This is a genomic window from Pantoea cypripedii (assembly GCF_011395035.1).
GTDB classification, from domain to species: Bacteria; Pseudomonadota; Gammaproteobacteria; order Enterobacterales; family Enterobacteriaceae; genus Pantoea; species Pantoea cypripedii_A.
Genome location: NZ_CP024768.1, coordinates 3,492,819 through 3,515,946 on the forward strand (window position 1 = coordinate 3,492,819; position 23,128 = coordinate 3,515,946).

The following is a 23,128-nucleotide window of genomic DNA, read 5'->3' on the forward strand; positions in this document are numbered from 1 at the left end:
ATTAACCGCCACTTTTCTGGCCATCGAGCACCTGCTTCAGCTCCTGCGGTCCCTGATAGCCCGGAATCATCATGCCGCTGTCGGTAAGGATGGCCGGAGTGCCCTGAATACCGAACAGAATGCCGAGTTTGTAGTGCTGATCGAGGTCGATTTTGCAGGTGGCGGGCGCATCCATCTGTGGCACGTTGCCTTTCATCGCTTCATCAAAGGCTTTGTTACGATCGGCGCTGCACCAGACCGCTTTCATCGCTTTTTCCACCTGGCCATGCAGACCTTCACGCGGGAACGCCAGATAACGCACGGTGATGCCCAGCGCGTTGTAGTCCGCCATCTGCTCGTGCAGCTTACGGCAGTAACCACAGGTAATATCGGTGAACACGGTGATAACGTGTTGTTCTTTCGGCGCTTTGTACACGATCATTTGCGGTTCCAGCGCGGTGACTTTTTTCTCCAGCAACTGGTTAGTCACGTTCACCGGCTGAGCGCCGCTCACATCGTACAGCGGGCCCTGAATCATGTGCTTACCATCTTCCGTAACGTACAGCACGCCGCTTTCGGTCAGCACGGTTTTGATGCCTGGCAACGGTGACGGCTGAATTTCCGTCTGTTGCAGGCCGAGTTTTTTCAGCGCCTGCTGGATGGCGCTGTCATCGGCATGAACCAGCCCGGAAAAAGTGCTGACCAGCAGAGCCAGCATCGTTAACTGTTTTTTCATCTCATTTCCTTGTTGCCGCGTGTCAGGCACGCGGATGATGCTGTTGATGTAACTGTCGCAGGCGCTCAGTGGCAACGTGCGTATAAATCTGGGTGGTTGAGAGGTCGCTATGCCCCAGCAACATCTGTACGACGCGCAAATCGGCCCCATGGTTCAGTAAATGTGTGGCAAACGCGTGGCGCAGCACATGCGGCGACAATTTTTCACTGTCGATCCCGGCCAGGATGGCGTAATGCTTGATGCGATGCCAGAACGTCTGGCGCGTCATCTGTTGCGCACGGTTGCTGGGAAACACCACATCCAGCGTTTGCCCGTTCAGCAACCACGGACGGCCATGCTCCATATAATGCTCCAGCCAGTAAATCGCTTCTTCACCCAATGGCACAAGGCGTTCTTTGTTGCCTTTACCGATCACCCGCACCACGCCCTGACGCAGGCTGATATCACTGAGGGTTAAACCCACCAGCTCGGATACACGCAGCCCGGTGGCGTAGAGCAATTCCAGCATCGCTTTATCGCGCAGTTCGAGCGGGATCTCAATCGACGGTGCCTGTAACAAGCTCTCCACCTGCTTTTCGCTGAGATCCTTGGGCAGACGCTGTGGCAGTTTCGGGGCGGAAAGCAGTGCGCTGGGATCGTCGCTGCGCAGCTTTTCACGATACAGGTATTGAAACAACCGCCGGATGGCACTCAGGGTACGCGCAGAACTGGTGGCTTTATAGCCGCCTTCCACGCGTTCTGCCAGAAACTGCTGCAAATCGGGCGCCTCCAGCGTCAGCAGGGTGCGCTCATGATGATGCAGCCAGCCGGTGAGGGTTTGCAGATCCTGCCGATACGATGCGAGGGTATTTTGTGCCAGATTGCGCTCAATCCAGAGCGTATCCAGAAACTGTTCGATCAGGTCACGGTCTTCCACTCTCTCCCTCCAGCTCGTGTGAAATCGTGCTCATTATGCCTGAAAAGCGCCTGCTTCTGGTACAATTGCGCCAAAGTCAGTTTCAGCCAGAGCATTAATTGCATGAATATCGGCCTGTTTTACGGTTCAAGCACCTGCTACACCGAAATGACCGCAGAGAAGATCCGCGATTTTATTGGTGGCGAATTGGTCACCCTGCACAATCTGAAAGATGATGATCCGACGCTGATGGAGCAGTACGATTTGCTGATCCTCGGTATTCCCACCTGGGATTTTGGTGAATTGCAGGAAGACTGGGAAGCGATTTGGCCACAAATTCCGGCACTGAATCTGCGCGGGAAAATTGTCGCGCTGTATGGCATGGGCGACATGATTGGCTACAGCGAATGGTTTCTTGATGCGCTGGGTATGCTGCATGAGCTGCTGCAACCGATGGGCGTGCAGTTTGTCGGCTACTGGCCGCTGGAGGGCTATGAATTTACCAGCCCGAAACCCCTCACCGCCGACGGTAAACAATTTGTCGGCCTGGCCCTTGACGATGTTAACCAGTTCGAACTGAGTGATGAACGTATCGAACAGTGGTGTGAACAGATTCTGACGGAAACAGCGGCACTGCTTTAAGGCATCATCAGCAGGGTAGCTAAGGCCTGCGCGATAAATCGCGCTGCTACGGTTTGTGCGGAGATTTACATCACGGCTCAATACCGCACCAGGTTGTAGCGGCGCAATTTATTGCGCGGTTTTCTGACAACCGGTGCCCCGGCCCAAAAGACGCGCGATAAATCGCGCCGCTACAGCTCAATGCTGGCATGCATAAAACAGCTGGCTCGCAACGCGCGCCAGTAACCAGGCGGCATGTTGTCATACATCAGCCATAGCCGCCTGCACTGCCCCTGCTGATTACGCAACACCAGTAACACGCCAATCGGCAACCAGCCGGGTGCGCGCGCATTGTGCCAGCAGCGGTCATCCCACAGCCAGTTACCTTGTTTATCTAATATCAGCCGTCCACGGCGTTGCTGTAGCAGCCTTTGGTTGCGCCAGCCTTCCATCAGCAGTAATAACAGCAGCGGCACTTTGCCCCAGTGCCACATCTCCGGCCAGGGCAAGCCCACGATCAGCAGACAACAGCAACCGAGCATCAGCGTCTGCAACGCACATGCGCTGCGCGACGGGTGCAGGTTACATTGCCACCGGACCGCGTTCACGATTGCGCTGCTGAATCAGTTTAACCATGCGTTTGAACTCGGGATCAGCTGGCTCACCGTGGTTCATCATCCAGTTAAACAAATCAGGATCGTCGCTTTTCAGCAAGGCAATAAACACCTGTTTGTCGGTGTCGGTGAGAGAATCATACTCATATTTGAAAAACGGCATGATGGCGATGTCCAGTTCCAGCATGCCACGACGGCACGCCCATTGGACGCGGGATTTGTCATGAATATCCATGTGTCTTTTTCCACTGCGGCAAACAATGGCGCTCAGTGTACCTGCTTTTTTCCGTGGCTGCAGGCGCAGCTGTGGTTGCTGTGCATCAATACGCAAAACCTTTCCACACAATGCAGGGTTATCACGCGATTTGTGCGTCGGATTCCGCAAACAGGTTGCAATGCCGCGCGTCTCTTTTAACATGGAATCATTATCTACGGATGAACCCAATAATCAGGAATAGCCCATGCCTATTTATACCCTTCCGCCACGCCAACCCGCGGCATCGTCTCGCCTGCCATTAACCCTGATGTCACTCGATGAGTGGGCGCTGGTTGCGGTGCAGGGCAAAGACAGCACCTCGTATCTTCAAGGCCAGCTGACGCTGGATGTGGCCGCGCTGGATGCCACCCAGCATCGCCCGGCGGCGCATTGTGATGCCAAAGGGAAAATGTGGACCAGCCTGCGCCTGTTCCATCGTGGCGAAGGTTTTGGCTATCTGGTTCGTCGCAATCTGCGCGATACCCAACTGACCGAGCTGAAAAAGTATGCGGTGTTTGCCAAAGTGACCATCGCTGCCGATGACGATGCCGTGCTGCTGGGCGTGGCAGGTTTCCAGGCGCGCACCGCGCTGGCAAGTCAGTTTCCGGTCCTGCCGGATGCAACCACGCCCGTGGTCCAGCAGGACGACACCACCCTGCTGTGGTTTGAACAACCGGCGGAGCGCTTCCTGCTGGTGACCACGCTTCCCCAGGCCGAAGCCCTGAAGGATAAGCTGAAAGGTGATGCGCAGCTCAATGACAGCACCCAGTGGCTGGCACTGGATATTGAAGCGGGCATTCCGGTGATTGACAGCGCCACCAGCGCGCAGCTGATTCCGCAGGCCACCAACTTACAGGCGCTCGACGCCATCAGCTTTAAAAAAGGTTGCTACACCGGGCAGGAGATGGTGGCACGCGCCAAATTCCGTGGTGCCAATAAACGCGCCCTGTACTGGCTGGCGGGTAATGCCAGCCATCTGCCGCAGGTCGACGGCTCGCTGGAATTGCAGATGGGTGATAAGTGGCGTCGTACCGGCACGGTTCTCACCGCGGTTCAGTTGGATGACGGTGAAGTATGGGTGCAGGTGGTGATGAATAACGATCTGGAGCCGGATAGCGTGCTACGCGTGGAAGGTGACGAAGGCGGCAAACTGACTATTCAGCCACTGCCTTATTCTCTCGAAGATTAACCGCCAACGACAACGTAGCGGCGCAATTGCCAAAAATCGCGCAATAAATTGCGCCGCTACGAATTTGTGCAGGTTGTTCTTTTCACATCACATAGAAGTAAATCGCACAGAAGTGGCAAATGCTGCCACCCAGCACAAAGGCGTGCCAGATCGCGTGATTGTAGGGAATACGACGCGCCACATAGAAAATCACGCCGAGTGAATACACGATTCCTCCCGCCGCCAGCAGCCAGACGCCGCCCGCTGACAATTTGGTCGCCAGCTGATAAATCACCACCAGCGATAACCATCCCATGCTGAGATAGGTTACCAGCGACAACACTTTAAAGCGGTGAGCAATGGTGAGTTTAAAAATGATGCCCGCCAGCGCCAGGCTCCAGATGACAATCATCAACCCCTTAGCAAGCGACGATTTCAAGCCCACCAACAGGAATGGCGTATAAGTCCCGGCGATCAGCAGATAGATGGCGCAGTGGTCAAATTTTTTCAGCCAGTATTTGGCTTTCTGATGGGGAATTGCGTGATAGAGCGTGGAAGCCAGAAACAGCAAAATCATACTGCCACCATACAGACTGTAGCTGGTAATTGCTGTCACATCGGCTTGCATTTCAACGGCTTGAGTCAATAACAACACCAGACCCACAATGCCAAACAGGCAGCCTAAACCGTGGCTGATGCTGTTAGCGATCTCTTCTGCCAGCGAATAGCCCTGAGCGATAAGACGGTTCTGTACCATGAGCGTGCGTCCCGAAAAACGAAGAAACTGACTGTGCTTTTTCTGTGCATCAGAGTAACCAGGAATAATTTCAGTGTACACCTGTACGCTAAAATTAAACTGTGTATCGGTGTTTCAACCTGAGTGATCAGACAGCAGGAAAATGTCAGGAAGATGACAGGAATGCGATGATGAAAAAATGCACGATAACGTCGCGGCGCGATAAATCGCGCCGCGACGGATCGGAGAATACGTAAGTTTTAACTAGCGCCCCCCGGCTGCATCAATGATGGTGCCGGTGATATAGGAAGCGGCATCGCTTGCCAGCCAGACGATTGCGGCGGCGATTTCCTGTGGCTGACCACCGCGCCCCATCGGGATACCACTCGCGACCCGGTCTACCCGGCCAGGCTCGCCGCCGTCGGCATGCATTTCGGTATAGATCGGCCCCGGACGCACGCCATTGACACGAATTCCCTGCATGGCGACTTCCAGCGACAAACCTTTGGTCAGGGTATCCATCGCGCCTTTGGACGCAGCGTAATCCACATATTCGTTAGGGGAACCGATTCTGGCTGCGGCTGATGACACATTGATGATGGATCCCCCACTGCCGCCGTGATGCGTCCCCATGCGTTTAACCGCTTCGCGGCAGCAAAGAAAAGTGCCGGTCACATTGGTGGCAAACACGCGCTGGATACGTTCCACATCCAGATCCTCTACCCGGCACTGCTGAAACAGGATACCGGCGTTGTTCACCAGCACTTTCAGCTCAGCATCATGATCATCGAGTTGCTGAAACATCTTCAGCACCTGCGCTTCGTCGGCGATATCGGCCTGAACCGCAAACGCGTGACCACCCTGTGACACGATCTCCGCAACCACCTGTTGTGCCTCAGCCTCACGCTGACGATAATTTACCGCTACGCCATAGCCTGCTTTTGCCAGTAATAACGCGGTCGCACGACCAATCCCACGACTCGCCCCCGTGACCAATGCCAGTTCCATATTGCCTCCATAAAAAAAGGCCGGTTACCCGGCCTTTGCTGTGATGGGAAAGAGTGTAGCTTACGCGTACTCACTCATCGGGACACAGCTACAGAAAAGATTTCGATCGCCGAAGACATCATCCAGACGTTTTACCGTCGGCCAGTATTTATTGGCGTTGCCTGCCGGGAACACAGCCAACTCACGGGTGTACGGATGCGTCCACTCACCGACGATTTCCATCTGGGTATGCGGTGCATTGACCAGTGGGTTATCTTCGAGCGGCCATTCACCATCAGCCACACGATCGATCTCCATACGAATAGCCAGCATGGCATCGATAAAGCGATCCAGTTCGATTTTGCTCTCCGATTCCGTCGGCTCCACCATCAGCGTACCGGCAACCGGGAACGACATGGTCGGCGCATGGAAGCCGTAGTCAATCAGGCGCTTGGCGATGTCCAGCTCACTGATGCCGGTTTGCTCTTTCAGCGGACGAATATCCAGAATACATTCATGCGCGACACGGCCATCGCGTCCGGTATACAGAATCGGGTAAGCCGACTGTAAACGGCTGGCGATGTAGTTCGCATTAAGGATCGCCACTGAACTGGCCTGTTTCAGACCTTCAGCACCCATCATACGGATATACATCCAGCTGATCGGCAGAATCGAGGCGCTGCCGAATGGCGCTGCGGACACCGCGCCCTGCTGGGTCAATACGCCATCAATTTGCACCACGCTGTGGCCCGGAACGAAGGGAGCCAGATGCGCTTTGACGCCAATCGGCCCCATACCTGGGCCACCGCCGCCGTGCGGAATGCAGAAGGTTTTGTGCAGGTTAAGGTGAGAAACATCCGCACCAATGTAGCCTGGCGTGGTGATGCCCACCTGCGCGTTCATGTTGGCGCCGTCGAGATAAACCTGGCCGCCGTATTGATGCACAATCTGGCACACTTCACGGATCGTTTCTTCGTACACGCCGTGGGTGGACGGATACGTCACCATGATGCAGGAGAGTTTATCGCCCGACTGTGCTGCTTTCTCACGCAGATCACCGAGGTCGATGTTGCCCTGTTTGTCACAAGCGACTACCACCACTGACATGCCCGCCATCTGTGCCGACGCCGGGTTGGTGCCGTGTGCTGAGCTGGGGATCAGGCAGATATGGCGGTCGCCTTCATTGCGACTCTCGTGATAACGACGAATCGCCAGCAGACCGGCATATTCTCCCTGCGCGCCCGAGTTCGGCTGCATACACAGCGCGTCATAACCGGTCAGCTGTACCAGCCACTGCGACAGCTGGCCGATCATTTGCAGATAACCCGCAGCCTGCTCTGCCGGACAGAACGGATGCAGTTCAGCGAATTCCGGCCAGGTGATGGGGATCATTTCAGCTGCGGCATTGAGTTTCATGGTGCAGGAACCCAGCGGGATCATCGCCTGGTTCAGCGCCAGATCCTTTTTCTCCAGGCTGTGCATATAACGCATCATCTCAGTTTCACTGTGATGGCGGTTGAACACCGGATGCTCCAGGATGGCGCTTTGGCGCTGCTGGCCCGTCGGAATCGCGCTGTTCTCAGCGGCAACGACGCTATCCAGCGCATCAATATCCAGGCCGTGGGCATCGCCCAGCAGAATAGCGAATAACGCCTGCACGTCTTCACGACGGGTGGTTTCATCCAGGGTGATACCCACCGCGTTATGAATGTCGCTGCGCAGGTTGACACCAAAGCTCAGCGCACGGTTGAGTACCGCCGCTTTGTCAGCCACTTCTACGGTCAGAGTATCGAACCAGCTATTGTGGCGCAGTTTCAGGCCACCGTTTTTCAGTCCGGCAGCCAGAATGCTGGTCAGACGATGGATACGTGAAGCGATACGCTTCAGGCCAGCCGGTCCGTGATAGACCGCGTAGAAACCGGCGATATTCGCCAGCAGCACCTGAGAAGTACAGATGTTGGAGTTGGCTTTCTCGCGACGGATATGTTGTTCGCGGGTCTGCATCGCCATACGCAGCGCAGTGTTGCCCGCCGCATCGCGTGAGACGCCGATGATACGGCCCGGCATGGAGCGTTTGTGTTCGTCGCGGCTGGCAAAGAAGGCCGCATGCGGACCGCCGTAGCCCATCGGCACGCCAAAGCGCTGCGCAGAGCCAAACACAATGTCTGCACCCTGCTTGCCTGGGGCTTCCAGCTGCACCAGCGCCATAAAATCAGCGGCTACGCTCACCACCACTTTACGGCTTTTCAGCTCGGTAATCAGTGAACGGTAATCATGCACTTCGCCAGTGGTGCCTGCCTGTTGCAGCAGCACGCCGAACAGGTCGTCATGATCGAGCGCTTTTTCCGCGCTGTCGATAATCAGTTCAAAACCAAAGGTTTCGGCACGGGTACGTACCACATCCAGCGTCTGCGGATGGATATCGTCGGCGATAAAGAATTTATTGGCCGTTTTCAGCTTGCTGACGCGTTTTGCCATGGCCATCGCTTCCGCAGCGGCAGTCGCTTCGTCCAGCAATGACGCTGACGCGATGTCGAGACCGGTCAGATCCAGCGTCAGGGTCTGGAAGTTAAGCAACGCTTCAAGACGACCCTGGGATACTTCAGGCTGGTACGGCGTGTAAGCGGTGTACCAGCCCGGATTTTCCAGCATGTTACGCAGGATCACCGGCGGGGTGATCACCGCGGTGTAACCCATTCCAATCCAGGATTTGTAACGCTGATTCTGACTGGCAATGGCTTTCAGCTCCGCCAGCGCCTGCTGCTCGGTGGCGGCATCACCCACTGCGGGAGGGCCCGGCAGCTGGATATCGGCAGGCACGATGGAACCGATCAACGCTTCCAGCGAGCTGGCACCAATCGCTTCCAGCATGGTGGCCTGTTGCTGCGGCGTAGGACCGATATGGCGCTCAATGAACGCACCGTTATGTTCAAGCTGGTTGAGAGTCTGAGTCATTAGCAGTAAATCCTGAATCGGGCTGGGTATTAATACAGACAAAAAACGAAGGTGCCGCCAGGCGACACCTTCTGTTAGTCATACTTATTCGTCGATGGAGGCTTTGTACTCATCGGCATTCAGCATTGAGTCGGCGTCGAATTCAGACTCATCGCTGGCTTTGATTTTGAACAACCAGCCATCGCTGTACGGATCGCTGTTGATCAGTTCAGGCGAGCCTTCCAGTTCTTCGTTTATCTCAATGATCTCGCCGCTCAGTGGTGCGTAGATGTCAGAAGCGGCTTTCACGGATTCTGCTACTGCACAATCCTCACCCGCTGCAACAACGCGTCCCACTTCTGGCAGGTCAACAAACACCATGTCACCTAACAATTCCTGGGCATGCTCGGTGATCCCCACGGTAAAGGTACCGTCGGCTTCCTTACGTACCCACTCGTGGCTATCTTTGTACTTCAATTCTTTTGGTACATTGCTCATCGCCAAATCTCCTGAAAAAAGTTACTGAGCGACCGGCTTACCGGCGCGAACAAAAATCGGTTTGGTGACCTTCACCGGCATTTCACGGTTGCGGATTTCCACAATCGCCTGCTCGCCAATACCCGCTGGCACACGTGCCAGCGCAATGCTGTAACCCAGCGTTGGAGAGAAGGAACCACTGGTAATAATACCCTGCTGCGGCTGACCCTGTTCATCGGTGAAACGTACCGGCAAGCCGTTACGCAGCACCCCTTTTTCGGTCATTACCAGACCCACCAGTTTTTCTGTGCCTGCGGCACGCTGAGCTTCCAGGGCGTCACGGCCAATAAAATCACGGTCGGTCGGTTCCCAGACGATGGTCCAGCCCATATTGGCCGCCAGCGGTGAAACGCCCTCATCCATCTCCTTGCCATACAGATTCATCCCCGCTTCCAGACGCAACGTGTCTCGTGCGCCCAGACCCGCAGGTTTGACACCCGCCGCCAGCAGACGCTGCCAGAAATCCGCAGCCTCGGTCGCAGGCAAGGCAATCTCGTAGCCCGCTTCGCCGGTATAACCGGTGGTGGCAATAAACAACTCTTCCGCCTGAACACCGAAGAAGGGCTTCATACCCGCCACAGCATCGCGTTGTGCCGCGCTAAACAGCGACTGCGCTTTTTGCTGAGCCTGAGGTCCCTGCACCGCAATCAGCGCCAGATCGTCACGCTCGGTCAAGGTCACACCGTATTTCTTCGCGTGTTCACCAATCCATTGCAGATCTTTTTCACGCGTAGCGGAGTTCACCACCAGACGGAAAAAGTCCTCGGTCATAAAGTAAACAATCAAATCATCAATGACGCCACCGGAAGCATTCAACATGCCGGTGTAGAGCGCTTTGCCTGGCTGAGTCAGTTTGGCGACATCATTTGCCAGCAGATAACGCAGAAATTCACGGGTGCTCGCCCCGCGCAGGTCGACAATGGTCATGTGGGAAACATCAAACATGCCGGCATCAGTGCGTACCGCGTGGTGCTCATCCATTTGTGAGCCGTAATGCAGAGGCATCATCCAGCCGTGGAAATCTACCATGCGGGCACCGCTGGCCTGATGCTGTTCGAATAGAGGCGTTTGCTGAGTCATAACCATCCTGTAGAAAACAAGTGAAGGTGACGCGCCTGCGCAGCCATGATGGCTGACGCAAACGTTCTCTTTGCGCTGACGTTACCACCGAACGCCTGAATTAACCATAAGGAAAACGAGGGCGAAACAAAGCCTGCCGTCTGCGAAGCGCCGCACAGAATGCAGGATAATCCACTGGTTTTATGTGATTAAACACGCACAAAATACAACAACATAACTTTTATACAGCAAAATAATGGAATCCAGCGCCACGCATGGACAAATACTCCCAGAAAAAAACCGCTTTGACATGAGAAAATATAATGCGAATTTCGGCGTAAAATTAGAATAAATCAAACGAGGCGCAAAAAGAGGGCGACCTTGCCTCATGATGGTGCAAAGGGGGATTAATGATGTCGTTAAGCGTTGAACGTAGCGGCGCGATTTATCGCGCGCCTTTGGCAGCCGCGCCAGGATAAGCCAGCGCGATAAATCGCGCCGCTACGGAATGGGTGCAGATTCAGAGAAGGTTAGCGCAGCCAGCCGGGGATATCATTCAGCCCCATGGCCTGCTTCAGCATCATCGGTTTGACCCCTGGCAGGGTATCCGCCAGTTTCAGGCCGACGTCACGCAGGAATTTTTTCGCGGGATTGCTCCCGGCAAAAAGCTCACGGAAACCCTGCATACCCGCCAGCATCAGCGCCGCACTGTGTTTGCGGCTGCGTTCATAACGTCGCAGGTAGAGGTGCTGCCCGATATCCTTGCCCTGACTGTGCAGGCGGCGGATTTCACCGATCAGTTCGGCGGCATCCATAAAGCCGAGGTTAACCCCCTGCCCGGCCAGCGGATGGATGGTATGGGCCGCATCGCCCACCAGCGCCAGCCGGTGGGCAGCAAAATTACGCGCATAGCGTGCCATCAGCGGGAAGGTTTTGCGTTCGCTCTCCACCTGGCACAGACCAAGGCGCATATCGAAAGCCACCGAAAGCTGCTGATTGAACAGCGCTTCCGGCATATCCTGCAAACGCGTGGCTTCCTGGGGAGACAACGACCAGACAATCGAACTCAGATGTGGGTCCTGCATCGGCAAAAATGCCAGAATGCCGTCACCGTGAAACACCTGACGCGCCACTGCGTCGTGCGGCAGGTCAGTGCGGATATTCGCCACCAGCGCGTGGTGGTCGTAATCCCAGAACGTGATCGGGATATCGGCTTTGTCGCGCAGCCAGGAGTTGGCACCGTCGGCAGCAATCAACAGGCGGGCGCTCATCATGCTGCCATCCTGCAGAGTGATAAAGGCTTCGTTGTCGCCAAAAGCCACCTGCTGCAACTGCGCCGGAGCCAGCAACGTAATATCGCTGCACTGGCTGGCGCGCTGCCACAACGCGCTATGAATCACCGGATTTTCAATGATATGGCCGAGGTGAGCTAAACCCTGCTGCTCATCATCGAAACTGATGCTGCCAAAACTGTCCTGATCCCACACTTCCATGCCGTGATACGCGCTGGCGCGCAATGCCAGAATCGTTGACCAGACATCGAGCTTTTGCAGCAGGCGTTCACTGGCCGCATTGATCGCCGATACACGGATCGATGGCGCAGCTTGCAGATCAAAACGCGGCTCTGCCGCCTTCTCCAGCACTGCAACGCGCAATCCACTGCCTTGCAGCCCGCAGGCAACGGCCAGTCCGACCATGCCACCGCCAGCGATAGCCACATCAAAAGTTTGCATTGCTGCCCCTTAATTCATGCTTAACGTTTTACCCAGCCGAGCGTCCGCGCGGCAAGGGGGTTTCGCAGCCACGGCAGATGGTCCATTGCCACCAGCCCAAGATTTCGTCCTGCCACCAGCGTGGCATAACGGTTAGCAAATAATCGTACCAGACCATCGGTCACGCCAATGGTCGCCGCACGATCCGGCTGACGTCGTGCGGCAAAATGATGGAGCACCGCATAACTACCGGGGTCCTGCTGGTGACGCCAGGCACTCGCCAGCGTTTCTGCCAGCGACATCACATCACGCAGGCCGAGGTTAAAACCCTGCCCGGCGATGGGATGCAGCGTCTGCGCCGCATTGCCCACCAGTGCCAGTCGGTGCGCCACCTGCCGCTCGGCGGTTTGTAACGCCAGCGGGTAAATCTCGCGCTGGCCGGTGTGCGTGAAACGCCCCAGCCGCCAGCCGAATGCCTGTTGCAGTTCACGCAGAAAAGTCGCGTCATCCCACTGCGCCAGTGGGTCTTTCTCGTCCAGCGGATGACACCACACCAGCGACATACGGTTGCCCGACATCGGTAACAACGCCAGCGGACCGTGTTCGGTGAAGCGTTCGAAGGCACGTCCCTGATGCGGCAGCTGCGTGGTGACATTGGCAATCACCGCCAGCTGCTGGTAATCCTCTCGCTGCCAGCTGATGCCGCAGGAAGCCGCCAGCGGGGAACGGGAGCCGTCTGCCGCCACCAATAGCGCACCATCCAGCTGTTCGCCGCTGTCCAGTGTCACCTGCACGCTATCAGCGCTGCGTGACACCGCCGTGACATGCGCCGGGCAACGTAACGTCACGCCTGGCGCGCTTTTCAGCCGCTGAAACAGGCGTTGCCCGACATCGAACAGCTCCACCACCTGGCCCAGCGCCGGTAGCTGATAATCCGCCGCCTGCATCGAGACAAACCCGGTATGACCACGGTCGGAAACATGAACGTGGGTGATCGGCGTGGCGCAATCCTGCAACGAGCGCCACAGATCAATCTCCGCCAGCTGCTGGCAGGTCCCTGCCGCCAGCGCGATAGCGCGCCCGTCATATCCGGGGTGAGCACGGCTGTCCGGTTGGCTGCGTTCAATCAGCGTCACCGGCAGCTTTCCCTGCGTCAGATGGGATATCGCCAGCGCCAGGGTGGCACCGGTCATGCCACCGCCTGCAATCAGAATAGTCATACCTGACGCGCCGCCGCCATCAAGGCTTCAATCGCATCAGCATCTTTCACCACGCTGTCGGTGAGATTCTCGTTGCCTTCCGCAGTAATCACGATGTCATCCTCAATACGGATGCCGATACCACGATACTGTGCCGGAACGTTAGCATCCGGCGCGATATACAGACCGGGTTCGATAGTCAGCACCATACCGGGTTCCAGGATACGATCGCGGCTCGGGGTGCCATAATGGCCGACGTCATGCACATCCAAACCCAGCCAGTGGCTCAGACCATGCATAAAGAACTGGCGATGCGCCTGCTCAGCAATCAGTGCGTCCACTTCACCTGCCATCACGCCCAGCTCAACCAGGCCGGTCACCATGATGCGTACCACCTCTTCGTTCACGTCATGGATGCTGATGCCGGGGCGGAACAATTCCAGCGCCTTGTACAGCGAGGCCAGCACGATGTCGTAAATGGCACGCTGCGGTTCGCTGAATTTGCCGTTCACCGGGAAGGTACGGGTGATATCCCCCGCGTAACCGTGAAACTCACAGCCCGCATCGATCAGCACCAAATCACCCTCACGCATCTCACACTCGTTTTCGGTGTAATGCAGGATGCAGCCGTTTTCACCGGAACCGACGATGGTGTTATAGGAAGGGAAACGCGCGCCATGGCGATTGAATTCGTGGTGAATTTCGCCTTCCAGATGATATTCAAACATCCCCGGACGGCAGGTCTGCATCGCCCGGGTATGCGCCAGCGCGCTGATTTCACCGGCGCGGCGCAGGATGGCAATCTCTTCCGGCCCTTTAAACAGACGCATGTCATGCACCCACGGACGCCAGTCAGTGACGGTAGCAGGCGCGCTCAGATTCTGACGGAAGCCGCGACGCAGTTTCTCCAGCGCGCTGAATACCAGCGAGTCCGCCTCGGGATACAGCCCCTGCGCGTGATACACCACATCCAGGCCATTCAACAGTTGGTACAGCTGCTCGCCGATGTCATCCCACGGCAATGCACGATCAACGCCAAGCTTCGCTGGTGCAGCGTCCTGCCCCAGGCGGCGGCCAAACCAGATTTCTGCGGTGAGGTCGCGCACGCGGTTGAACAGCACGCTGTGGTTGTGGGTGTCGTCACTTTTGATCAGCACCAGCAACGCCTGCGGCTCGTTAAAACCGGTGAAATACCAGAAATCACTGTTCTGACGGAAGGAATACTCGCTGTCGTTGCTGCGCGTCACTTCAGGCGCGGCAAAGATCAATGCGGCACTACCGGGCGCCATACGGGCAATCAGCGCCTGACGACGTTGCTGGAAAGTTTCCAGTGTAATCATGTTTGCACTCCCTGTTGAAAAGCGGGCACGGTAGTACCCGGAATGACGCGCTTAGTGTAGCGTTGGCTTCTTCACTTCAGGTGCAGTAGGTGGCTGCGGCTGGTTGAAGGTGTCGTGGCACAGCAAGGCGGCGACACGCACATACTCAATCACCTCTTCAAGTGATTGCTCAAGCTCTTCCTGATCTTCATCTTCGTCGTAGCCCAGTTGGGCAATGGTGCGCAGATCATCAATCGCTTCACCGGTTTCGCCTGTGACTTTATCCAGTTTCGGTTGCGTCACACCCAGGCCGAGCAGGAAATGGTTAACCCATCCAGCCAGCGCATCGGCGCGATCAAACACCGTAATGTCATCATCGTCAGGTAGCATCAGCTGAAACAGGAAGCCCTCTTCATCCAGCGTATTGGCCAGGCTTTCATGCAGCGCCTGTAACGGCTGTGACAGGCTTTGCGAAAAGGCCATGCCTTCGTTGGTGAGATCGTGCACCAGCGTCTTCCAGCTGTTATCCTGGTTGCCGCCACACAGGATGCCGCAAATCAGGCCGTGCATTTCGGCCGGGGTCATTCCCACGCCCTGCTGGGAAAGCGCCGTAGCCAGCGCGTTGTAAGTGGGCGTTGCGTTCTGTAAAGACATAAGCTTTCATCGTCGTTGGCAGAATAAGTTCGTGTTATGCTACCACCAGGTGCCTCAGGGTTTCCAGAAAAGGGGTTGTAACTTATCACGCGGGTCTATATAGTTGCGCACCTCCCAAGCCATTGACTGCTAAGGGAGATGCGGGCGAAGTAATCAGTCAGGAAGGTGGCATGTCTGCACAACCAGTAGATATTCAGATTTTTGGTCGTTCATTGAGAGTGAATTGTCCGCCTGAACAGCAAGATGCGCTGAATCTGGCAGCTGAGGACCTCAATCAACGGTTGCAAGATTTAAAAGTTCGCACTAGAGTCACAAATACAGAGCAACTGGTGTTCATCGCCGCGTTAAACATTTGCCACGAGCTGGCACAAGAGAAAGGTAAAACGCGCGACTATGCAGCCAATATGGAACAACGTATTCGCATGCTGCAACAGACCATTGAACAAGCATTAGTTGAGCAAGGTCGCATAACTGATCGCCAGGGCACAAAGTTTGAATAACACTTCATGGTTATCGTGATACAGTAACGGTGAAGTAAATTTTCTCTGAGATGTTTGCATGTGGGCCAGTCCCCTGAGCCGATATTTCATTACCACAGAATGTGGCGCTCCGTAACTTGTGAGCATGCTCGGTCCGTCCGAGAAGCCTGATAGTTGCGACGACACATTCACCTTGAACCAAGGGTTCAAGGGTTACAGCCTGCGGCGGCATCTCGGAGATCTCCATTCAGTTCCACATCTGTAATCCCCCGGTACGCATGATATAGTGGCTGGCAACAGCCGACATTGCCGGGGATATCATGTCTGAACCCTCACTACGCGACCGACAAGACATTCGTCAACACGTGCGCCATTTGCGTCGTAATCTCACGGCAGAACAGCAGGAACAGGCAGCCGATTTGCTGGCTGAACATGCCATCAATTTTGCCCCGATTGCCAATGCCGAACGCATCGCGCTGTTCCTTTCTGTGGATGGCGAACTAAATACCCGTCCGCTCATCGCAAAACTCTGGCAACAGAAAAAACAGGTGTATCTCCCCGTGCTGCACCCTTTTGCCCCCGGTAACCTGATCTTCCTGCGCTATACGCCAGACACCCCACTCAGCCCGAATAAATTACGTATCCCCGAGCCGCCACTGGATATCACCCGCATGGCAACGCTCGATCAACTGGACGTGATCATGGTGCCGTTAGTGGCGTTCGACCATAACGGCCAGCGTCTGGGTATGGGTAAGGGGTTTTACGATCGCACCCTGCAAAACTGGCAGCAGCATGGTGTTCTGCCCATCGGGATAGCGCATGATTGCCAGCGCGTGGAAGCGTTGCCGGTAGCGGCATGGGATGTACCATTGCCTGCGGTGATCACACCGTCAAAGCTGTGGCAGTGGTGATTTGCGCGATAAATCGCGCCGCTACAAATCCGTAGCGACGCAGTGTTAAATCAGTACAGCAGACGTGCGCGGATGGTACCTGGAATCGCCTTCATCAGTTGCAGCGCTTTGTCCGCCACATCCTGCTGAGCGTCGATATCGATAACCACATAACCCATCAGCGGAGACGTTTGCAGATACTGGGCGGCAATGTTGATGCCCTGCTCAGCAAAAATCTGGTTGATGGCGGTCAGCACGCCCGGACGATTTTCGTGGATGTGCAGCAGACGGCTGGCGCTGGCAGCATGCATCGGCAGCGAGACTTCCGGGAAATTCACCGCCGACAGCGTAGAACCGTTGTCCGAATACTTCGCCAGCTTGCCAGACACTTCCAGGCCGATGTTTTCCTGTGCTTCCTGAGTCGAACCACCGATATGCGGCGTCAGAATCACGTTATCGAATTCACACAGCGGTGAGTTAAACGGATCGCTGTTCGTCGCTGGCTCAGTCGGGAACACGTCAATGGCCGCGCCCGCCAGATGTTTGTTCGATAAAGCATCACACAGCGCCGGAATATCAATCACCGTACCGCGTGCGGCGTTAATCAGCAGCGCACCCGGCTTCATCATTGCCAGTTCGGCAGCGCTGATCATGTTCTGTGTGGATGGCGTTTCCGGCACATGCAGGCTGACCACATCGCTCATATTGAGCAGGTCAGACAGATGACGTACCTGAGTCGCATTACCCAATGGCAGCTTGCTCTCGATATCGTAGAAGAACACGTGCATGCCGAGGCTCTCAGCCAGCACGCCCAGCTGCATGCCGATGTGGCCATAGCCAATGATGCCCAGCTTTTTGCCACGCGCTTCGTACGAACCCGACGCAATTTTATTCCAGATACCGCGGTGTGCTTTGGCGTTCGCTTCCGGGATGCCACGCAGCATCAGCAGCATTTCGCCAATCACCAGCTCAGCCACCGAACGGGTGTTAGAGAACGGAGCGTTGAACACGGGCACGCCGCGTTTGGCTGCCGAATCCAGGTTAACCTGATTGGTGCCGATACAGAAGCAGCCTACCGCGACCAGTTTCTCAGCCGCAGCGAAAATCTCTTCGGTCAGTTGGGTACGGGAACGGATACCAATGAAGTGCGCATCGCGGATGGAGGACTTGAGCGTCTCCGCATCCAGTGCACCTTTGTGGAATTCGATGTTGGTGTAACCTGCGGCGCGCAGATTGTCCAGCGCGCTCTGATGGACACCTTCCACCAGCAGGAACTTAATCTTGTCTTTTTCCAGTGATAACTCTGCCATTTCCCGACCCTATTCAGAATTCAACGAGGGCTGCCATAAGCCAGCCTTCTGTCAAAATATCAAAAAATTCGATTGCAGCAAGACAATCGATTGCCTCCGCCTCAGCACGCGCCAGTGCTGGGGCAGCACATTGCCGTACAAAATCGGGATATGCGCCCGGAGCGAAGAATGAACCTGCTGTCGATGACTGTTTTGTGACATAAGTCACCGAATTTCAGCATACGAAGAAAAGATGTTTTGCGTACGGAAATAAGCGGCGCTGTAACAGCGCCGGACAGATCATTTCTTGATGGTTTTTACGCCATCGGCCGTGCCGATCAGGGCGATATCCGCACCACGTGCCGCAAATAACCCGACGGTAACCACGCCAGGTAACGCGTTGATGGCTTTTTCCAGCGCGATGGGGTCAAGAATGCGAAGATTATGCACGTCGAGAATAATGTTGCCGTTATCGGTCAGCACGTTCTGACGGTATTCCGGCAAGCCACCCAGCTTCACCAGTTCACGCGCCACATATGAACGCGCCATAGGAATGACTTCTACGGGCAGCGGGAAGTGGCCCAGCACATCCACTTCTTTGGACGCATCAGCAATGCAGATAAATTTCTCAGCCACCGCCGAGACAATTTTCTCACGCGTCAGCGCTGCACCACCGCCTTTGATCATCTGCATCTGTGGATTGATCTCATCAGCGCCATCAACGTAAACCGACAGCGAGTCCACTTCATTCAGATCAAATACGTGAATGCCAAGGGATTTCAGCTTCTGCGTTGAGGCTTCCGAACTGGAAACCGCGCCCTCAATTTGATGCTTAATCGAGCCTAAAGCATCAATAAAGTGGGCGGCGGTTGAACCGGTGCCAACGCCAACAATGGTGCCCGGCTGCACATATTGCAGTGCTGCCCAACCTACCGCTTTTTTCAGTTCATCCTGGGTCATGGTATGTTTAAAACCTGTGCGACAACGAGGTGCGCGTAGTATAAAACAAGGCGGCATAAAAAAGCGCGGCCGTTAAAGGCTTTGTAACTCAGTCCACAAAAACCATCTTTTGTGTTTTTGTGGCATAGTAACCTCCACCCTGAACGAGAGAGAACAAGAATGAAACGCCCGGACTATCGAACGCTTCAGGCGCTGGATGCTGTGATTCGTGAGCGCGGCTTTGAGCGCGCCGCGCAGAAACTTTGCATTACACAGTCTGCGGTATCGCAGCGTATTAAACAGCTGGAAAATTTATTCGGCCAGCCGCTGCTGGTGCGTACCGTGCCGCCGCGTCCGACTGAACAGGGACAGAAGCTGCTGGCGTTATTGCATCAGGTGGAGCTGCTGGAAGAAGAATGGCTGGGTGATGAAAATGGTGGCACCACACCGTTGCTGCTGTCGCTGGCGGTGAACGCCGACAGTCTGGCAACCTGGTTGCTGCCCGCGCTGAAGGACGTGCTGGCGGATTCGCCTGTGCGCCTGAATATCCAGGTTGAGGATGAAACCCGCACTCAGGAACGTTTACGTCGTGGCGAAGTGGTAGGCGCAGTGAGTATTCAGCCGCAGCCGCTGCCGAGCTGCCTGGTCGATCAGCTGGGCGCGCTTGATTACCTGTTCGTTGCCTCACCTGAATTTGCTGACCGCTATTTTCCCAACGGCGTGACCCGCTCCGCGCTGCTGAAAGCACCGGCTATCGCCTTTGACCATCTGGATGATATGCATCAGGCTTTTCTGCAGCAGAATTTCGACCTCTCGCCGGGCAGCGTACCCTGCCATATCGTTAACTCGTCCGAAGCCTTTGTACAGCTGGCACGCCAGGGTTCGACCTGCTGTATGATCCCGCATCTGCAGATTGAGCGTGAGCTGGCAAGCGGTGATCTGGTTGATTTGACGCCCGGTTTGTACCAGCGCCGTATGCTGTACTGGCACCGTTTCGCGCCGGAAAGCCGTCTGATGCGTCGTGTGACCGACGCGCTGATTGCGCATGGACATCGCGTACTGCGCCAGGACGACCTGGCGGCATAACGTTGTCGCGGCGCGATTTATCGCGCAATGCAAAACAGCGCGATAAATCGCGCTGTTACGCCAGGTGTCAAACTGACCGGAATTACGGTGTATTCGGTTTGATATCGAATACCACATCCACCTGATCGTCAAAGTGAATGCTCTGCTGCTCATACGTCTGCTGCGCTGAGGTATCCGCTTCTGCGGCTGAGGCTTTAAACATGCGTGCCATCGGCATCGGCTGGTAGTTCGCCACGTGATAACGGATGCTATACACCGGACCCAGTTTGGCGTTAAAGCCTTCTGCCAGCGCCGCAGCCTGTTGCGTCGCATTGGCGATTGCCGCTTTACGCGCCTGATCTTTATAGGTTTCCGGGTGTGCCACGCCAAGATCCACGGCACGGATTTCGTTCAGACCGGATTTCAGCGCCCCATCCAGCAATTCATTCAGCTTCTCCAGCTGACGTAGCGTTACCTGCACCTGGCGCACCGCGCGATAACCTTTCAGCACCGATTTACCTTCTTTGGTGTAATCGTACTCAGGCTGGGTGCTCAGATTGGCCGCATCAATATCTTTCTTTTCGATGCCATTTTTTTGCAGGAAATCAAAATATTGCGCGACACGGCTGTCGGCTTGTTTTTTCGCATCTGCCGCATCTTTCGATGAAACATTCACCACAATCGAAAGGGTAGCGATATCCGGACGGGCCTCCACGCTAGCCTGTCCTGAGGTGACCACATGCGGCCCGTTCGGCAATTCATCTGCCAGAACCATACCAGGCAATGCGCCTGCGCTCATTACGGCGGCCAGCGCCAGTGCTTTCAGTTTCACGGAAGTCCTCCTTGAAGGGTCAATTCTAAGGTCGCCACTATGGCGAAGCCCGCTACACATTACCATGCGTGATGGTCTGAGTTTTGATTCTGCTAAAAGTTCGGGCACTCTGCTGTTTTATCGTCTCCGCGATCACAAAATCACCGATGTTTATTCGCTGAATTTCTGCACAAGTGTTTCTATTAAAGAAACACTCTGACCTCCGGGAGAGTTTCACGATGACAGAGCAGCCGATAGCCCAATCTACCGCTGGCATCCGCGCCGGACGTACCCGCTTTCTGATGCTGGGCCTGGTGTTTATCAACATCATCATCAATTACATGGATCGCACCAATTTGTCGGTCGCCGCCACGGCGATGGCGGGTGAACTGCGTTTCACCCCGCTGGAAATGGGACTAATCTTCTCTGCCTTTGGCTGGATTTACGCCGCGTTGCAGATCCCCGGCGGTTTTCTGATTGATCGTCTCGGCGCACGGCTGGTATACGGCGTCGGGCTATTTGTCTGGTCACTGGTGACGACGCTACACGCCTTTGCCGGTAGTTTCCTCGCGCTGTTTGGTTTGCGTCTGGGCGTCGGTGCGTTTGAAGCACCGGTGATGCCCGCCAATAACCGGGTGATTTCCAGCTGGTTCCCGGAGCAGGAGCGCGCCAGCGCCATTGGCATTTATTCTTCGGCGCAGTTTGTCGGCCTCGCCTGTATGACGCCACTGCTGTTCCATGTGCAGGATATCTTTGGCTGGCGCGGTTTGTTTGTGGCAACCGGCGTCGCAGGCATGATTTGGGCGCTGGTGTGGTACCTGCTCTATCGTGAACCGACAGAACATAAAGGCGTTTCAGATGCCGAGCTGAATTATCTGCGCAGCAATGGCGCGCTGCTGGAAAACCGTCAACACGCCAGCCAGCCACGCGCCCGCTGGCAGGATCTGGCGCAGATGTTCCGCAGCCGCAAACTGGTGGGCATTTATATCGGCCAGTTCACCATCTCCGCCACCTTCTGGTTCTTTCTCACCTGGTTCCCTACTTACCTGGTGGAGTATCGCCATATGGGGTTTATTAAGAGCGGCTACGTGACGGCGGTGCCCTACTTTGCCGCCTTTTGCGGCGTGTTGCTGGCAGGGTTCGCCTCTGACCGCATGATGCGGCGCGGCGTTTCAGCCAGCGTGGCGCGTAAACTGCCGGTGATCCTCGGGCTGTTTCTGACGCTGTTTATCCTTGGGGCCAATTACACCGATAACGCGACCCTGATCATGCTGTTTATGTCGGTCGCCTTCTTTGGCAATGGGCTGGCAACCATCACCTGGGTCTTTGTCACCGCGCTGGCACCCCGCCATTTGATCGGTCTCGCCGGAGGGGTGTTCAACTTTACCGGCGCGCTCTCCTCGATTGTGGTGCCGATTGCCATTGGCGCGTTAATTGATGGCGATAACTTTGCCCCGGCACTGGCCTTTATCGCCGTGCTGGCGGCCATGGGTATCGCCAGCTATCTGTTTATTGTCGGGAAAATTGACCATGTCAGCGCGCGCTGATCATGCGCTGGGCCAGCGCCTGCAACTGCGCCAGCCGCTGGCTGAGATGCGCTTCATCCGTCTGCCAGATTTTGGCGAACGCCAGTGCCGCACGGTTGTTGTTAATCGGCTGCGCCATGCTGACTTCGCCATCATCACGATGCCAGATGAGGTAATCCTGCGACCGTTTACGTGCCAGCAACGGGGCCAGCTGCGTCCATTGCTCATCACTGAAGCGCGGTCGCAGCGCTTCATCGCTCTCCGCCGCCAGCAGCGAGACCCCAATGACCGACTGCCAGGCAGGCAACATATGGTAGCCCGCCAGTGCCTGGCTGGTGCTGGTGCGTTCACCCGGCTCCGAGTGCCAGATATAGATCACCTGATCCTCCCACAGCACCCCCAGCGCCACCACGATATCGCGTGGTGCATTAGCTTCCAGTTGTGGCAGCGCCTGGGCAAAGAGCGACGACCCGCGAATCGCCTGCGCCGCCAGCGCGTGCACACCCGGCCCTGGCAGGTAGCGGCGATGCTCATCCTGCATCGTCAGACCAATCGAGGCCATGGTCATCAGCAGGCGGTTCACCCGGGTGCTGTTCATCCCCATCTGACGCGCCAGCTCGCGACAGCCAACGGCTTTACCACTGGAGACCAGATATTGCAGACAGCGAATACCGTCAATCAGGCTTTGATTGGGTTGCGAAGACATAAGTCACCCTGTGGCGG

At 55.9% G+C, this 23,128-nt stretch carries 23 protein-coding genes and 1 other RNA gene; 7 read left to right on the top strand and 17 right to left on the bottom strand.

Annotated features, from left to right (window positions below):
• Position 1 precedes the first annotated feature (1 nt).
• Together dsbC and xerD are read right to left on the bottom strand one after the other, a co-directional pair.
• Positions 2-715, bottom strand: a complete 714-nt coding sequence (gene dsbC / locus CUN67_RS16260; RefSeq protein WP_208716341.1) for a bifunctional protein-disulfide isomerase/oxidoreductase DsbC — start codon at positions 713-715, stop codon at positions 2-4.
• A 22-nt stretch (positions 716-737) separates the two neighbouring features.
• On the bottom strand, positions 738-1,631 hold the full coding sequence (xerD, locus tag CUN67_RS16265; protein WP_208716342.1) for a site-specific tyrosine recombinase XerD: 894 nt from the start codon (positions 1,629-1,631) through the stop codon (positions 738-740).
• Between the two features lie 102 nt (positions 1,632-1,733).
• On the opposite strand from xerD, the gene fldB reads away from it, so the two are divergent.
• A complete protein-coding gene (fldB, locus tag CUN67_RS16270; protein ID WP_208716343.1) occupies positions 1,734-2,252 on the top strand; it encodes a flavodoxin FldB in 519 nt (172 codons plus the stop codon).
• A gap of 170 nt (positions 2,253-2,422) precedes the next feature.
• On the opposite strand, the gene CUN67_RS16275 is transcribed toward fldB, so the two are convergent.
• Both CUN67_RS16275 and sdhE read right to left on the bottom strand, forming a co-directional pair.
• Positions 2,423-2,839, bottom strand: a complete 417-nt coding sequence (locus tag CUN67_RS16275; RefSeq protein WP_208716344.1) for a protein YgfX — start codon at positions 2,837-2,839, stop codon at positions 2,423-2,425.
• Entirely contained in the window at positions 2,814-3,080 is a 267-nt protein-coding gene (sdhE, locus tag CUN67_RS16280) for an FAD assembly factor SdhE (RefSeq protein WP_208716345.1), read from the bottom strand. The genes CUN67_RS16275 and sdhE overlap by 26 nt, the downstream gene beginning before the upstream one ends.
• Positions 3,081-3,306: 226 nt before the next feature.
• On the opposite strand from sdhE, the gene ygfZ reads away from it, so the two are divergent.
• Positions 3,307-4,290: a tRNA-modifying protein YgfZ gene (gene ygfZ / locus CUN67_RS16285; protein WP_208716346.1), complete on the top strand. Its 984-nt coding sequence runs from the start codon at positions 3,307-3,309 to the stop codon at positions 4,288-4,290.
• A gap of 82 nt (positions 4,291-4,372) precedes the next feature.
• Here the strand turns inward: ygfZ and trhA are convergent, their stop codons facing one another.
• From trhA to CUN67_RS16330, 9 genes are all read right to left on the bottom strand, one after another.
• Positions 4,373-5,026, bottom strand: a complete 654-nt coding sequence (gene trhA, locus CUN67_RS16290; protein WP_208716347.1) for a PAQR family membrane homeostasis protein TrhA — start codon at positions 5,024-5,026, stop codon at positions 4,373-4,375.
• A 243-nt stretch (positions 5,027-5,269) separates the two neighbouring features.
• Positions 5,270-6,013 (bottom strand): SDR family oxidoreductase, encoded by a 744-nt coding sequence (locus CUN67_RS16295; RefSeq protein WP_208716348.1) that lies wholly within the window; start codon positions 6,011-6,013, stop codon positions 5,270-5,272.
• Between the two features lie 60 nt (positions 6,014-6,073).
• The gene (gene gcvP / locus CUN67_RS16300) at positions 6,074-8,947 is read right to left on the bottom strand and encodes an aminomethyl-transferring glycine dehydrogenase (RefSeq protein ID WP_208716349.1); all 2,874 of its coding nucleotides are present in this window, start codon (positions 8,945-8,947) and stop codon (positions 6,074-6,076) included.
• Positions 8,948-9,031: 84 nt separating this feature from the next.
• Positions 9,032-9,424, bottom strand: a complete 393-nt coding sequence (gene gcvH / locus CUN67_RS16305; RefSeq protein WP_208716350.1) for a glycine cleavage system protein GcvH — start codon at positions 9,422-9,424, stop codon at positions 9,032-9,034.
• A 21-nt stretch (positions 9,425-9,445) separates the two neighbouring features.
• Positions 9,446-10,543 (bottom strand): glycine cleavage system aminomethyltransferase GcvT, encoded by a 1,098-nt coding sequence (gene gcvT / locus CUN67_RS16310; protein ID WP_208716351.1) that lies wholly within the window; start codon positions 10,541-10,543, stop codon positions 9,446-9,448.
• A 509-nt stretch (positions 10,544-11,052) separates the two neighbouring features.
• Positions 11,053-12,255 carry an FAD-dependent 2-octaprenylphenol hydroxylase gene (gene ubiI, locus CUN67_RS16315; protein ID WP_208716352.1) on the bottom strand — a complete coding sequence of 401 codons (1,203 nt, stop codon included), beginning with the start codon at positions 12,253-12,255 and terminating at the stop codon, positions 11,053-11,055.
• Between the two features lie 20 nt (positions 12,256-12,275).
• On the bottom strand, positions 12,276-13,454 hold the full coding sequence (ubiH, locus tag CUN67_RS16320; protein ID WP_208716353.1) for a 2-octaprenyl-6-methoxyphenyl hydroxylase: 1,179 nt from the start codon (positions 13,452-13,454) through the stop codon (positions 12,276-12,278).
• A complete protein-coding gene (pepP, locus tag CUN67_RS16325; protein ID WP_208716354.1) occupies positions 13,451-14,773 on the bottom strand; it encodes a Xaa-Pro aminopeptidase in 1,323 nt (440 codons plus the stop codon). The genes ubiH and pepP overlap by 4 nt, the downstream gene beginning before the upstream one ends.
• Positions 14,774-14,824: 51 nt before the next feature.
• Positions 14,825-15,406: a YecA/YgfB family protein gene (locus CUN67_RS16330; RefSeq protein WP_208716355.1), complete on the bottom strand. Its 582-nt coding sequence runs from the start codon at positions 15,404-15,406 to the stop codon at positions 14,825-14,827.
• 170 nt (positions 15,407-15,576) lie between these two features.
• On the opposite strand from CUN67_RS16330, the gene zapA reads away from it, so the two are divergent.
• From zapA to CUN67_RS16345, 3 genes are all read left to right on the top strand, one after another.
• On the top strand, positions 15,577-15,906 hold the full coding sequence (gene zapA / locus CUN67_RS16335; protein WP_084876564.1) for a cell division protein ZapA: 330 nt from the start codon (positions 15,577-15,579) through the stop codon (positions 15,904-15,906).
• Between the two features lie 39 nt (positions 15,907-15,945).
• A non-coding RNA gene (ssrS, locus tag CUN67_RS16340) (6S RNA) lies at positions 15,946-16,129 on the top strand.
• A gap of 76 nt (positions 16,130-16,205) precedes the next feature.
• On the top strand, positions 16,206-16,796 hold the full coding sequence (locus CUN67_RS16345; protein ID WP_208716356.1) for a 5-formyltetrahydrofolate cyclo-ligase: 591 nt from the start codon (positions 16,206-16,208) through the stop codon (positions 16,794-16,796).
• Between the two features lie 50 nt (positions 16,797-16,846).
• On the opposite strand, the gene serA is transcribed toward CUN67_RS16345, so the two are convergent.
• Together serA and rpiA are read right to left on the bottom strand one after the other, a co-directional pair.
• Positions 16,847-18,085 (bottom strand): phosphoglycerate dehydrogenase, encoded by a 1,239-nt coding sequence (gene serA / locus CUN67_RS16350; RefSeq protein WP_208716357.1) that lies wholly within the window; start codon positions 18,083-18,085, stop codon positions 16,847-16,849.
• Between the two features lie 279 nt (positions 18,086-18,364).
• Positions 18,365-19,024, bottom strand: coding sequence for a ribose-5-phosphate isomerase RpiA (rpiA, locus tag CUN67_RS16360; protein ID WP_084876567.1), 660 nt, complete (start codon positions 19,022-19,024; stop codon positions 18,365-18,367).
• Positions 19,025-19,183: 159 nt separating this feature from the next.
• On the opposite strand from rpiA, the gene CUN67_RS16365 reads away from it, so the two are divergent.
• The gene (locus tag CUN67_RS16365; protein WP_084876568.1) at positions 19,184-20,089 is read left to right on the top strand and encodes a LysR family transcriptional regulator ArgP; all 906 of its coding nucleotides are present in this window, start codon (positions 19,184-19,186) and stop codon (positions 20,087-20,089) included.
• Between the two features lie 82 nt (positions 20,090-20,171).
• Here the strand turns inward: CUN67_RS16365 and CUN67_RS16370 are convergent, their stop codons facing one another.
• Complete coding sequence (locus CUN67_RS16370) at positions 20,172-20,900, bottom strand: oxidative stress defense protein (RefSeq protein ID WP_208716359.1); 729 nt, start codon at positions 20,898-20,900, stop codon at positions 20,172-20,174.
• A gap of 218 nt (positions 20,901-21,118) precedes the next feature.
• On the opposite strand from CUN67_RS16370, the gene CUN67_RS16375 reads away from it, so the two are divergent.
• On the top strand, positions 21,119-22,426 hold the full coding sequence (locus CUN67_RS16375) for an MFS transporter (protein ID WP_208716360.1): 1,308 nt from the start codon (positions 21,119-21,121) through the stop codon (positions 22,424-22,426).
• On the opposite strand, the gene CUN67_RS16380 is transcribed toward CUN67_RS16375, so the two are convergent.
• On the bottom strand, positions 22,413-23,111 hold the full coding sequence (locus CUN67_RS16380; protein ID WP_208716361.1) for an IclR family transcriptional regulator domain-containing protein: 699 nt from the start codon (positions 23,109-23,111) through the stop codon (positions 22,413-22,415). The genes CUN67_RS16375 and CUN67_RS16380 overlap by 14 nt on opposite strands.
• Between the last annotated feature and the right edge of the window lie 17 nt (positions 23,112-23,128).